Raw genomic sequence first — 657 nt, 5'->3', positions numbered from 1 at the left:
CTGTGCGGGTCGGCGAAGTACACGTCCAGGCCGGTGGCCAGGGTGAGCGCCGCGTGACGGCCCATCTCCGTTCCCTGGTCCCAGGTCAGCGACTTGCGGACCAACTCGGGCATTCCCAGGACCTGTTCGGTGAGCACGGTCGACAGGCTGTCGGCGTTCCTGCCCGCGGGCAGAGCGAGGATGACGCAGAAGCGGGTCGAGCGGTCGACGAGGGTCGCCGCGGCGGAGGCGCCGTTCTTCCCGATGATGAGGTCGCCCTCCCAGTGGCCGGGGACCTGCCGGCCGAGGGCTTCGGCGGGACGGTCGTGGATCGAGCGCATGCCGGTGATCCGGGCGCCCTTGGAGGCGTCGGGCCTGCTGCGGGGGCCGCGGGCGGTGCGGCGGCTGGGCAGCATCACGCCCAGGCGGGCGAGCTCGCCCTTGGGCAGCGCGTAGATCCACGTGTAGACGGCCTCGTGCGAGATCGTTTCCCCGCCGGCCGGGAGCGAGCCTTCCATGAGGGCCACACTCGCGTCTGCGGACTCGAGTTTCAAACGCCCCGCGATCTGGTTCGGTGTCCGCCCGTACCGCAGGTCCGCCAGAACGCGCTCCCGCAGAACCAAGTCGGTGTTCAGCAACTGCCGTTGAGGACGCCGACGTCGCTGTGCGGCCCGACGG

General features: G+C 71.1%; 1 protein-coding gene. It reads right to left on the bottom strand.

Annotated elements, in window-relative coordinates; translation table 11 throughout:
• Positions 1–602, bottom strand: a 602-nt coding sequence (locus ACFP2V_RS38525) for an IS30 family transposase (RefSeq protein ID WP_381221398.1), incomplete at its 3' end; no start/stop codon positions are given.
• Positions 603–657: the final 55 nt, after the last annotated feature.

The sequence above is a fragment of the Streptomyces incanus genome (assembly GCF_042656345.1).
Classification (GTDB): domain Bacteria; phylum Actinomycetota; class Actinomycetes; order Streptomycetales; family Streptomycetaceae; genus Streptomyces; species Streptomyces incanus.
This window is presented reverse-complemented; position numbering and strand designations above follow the sequence as displayed.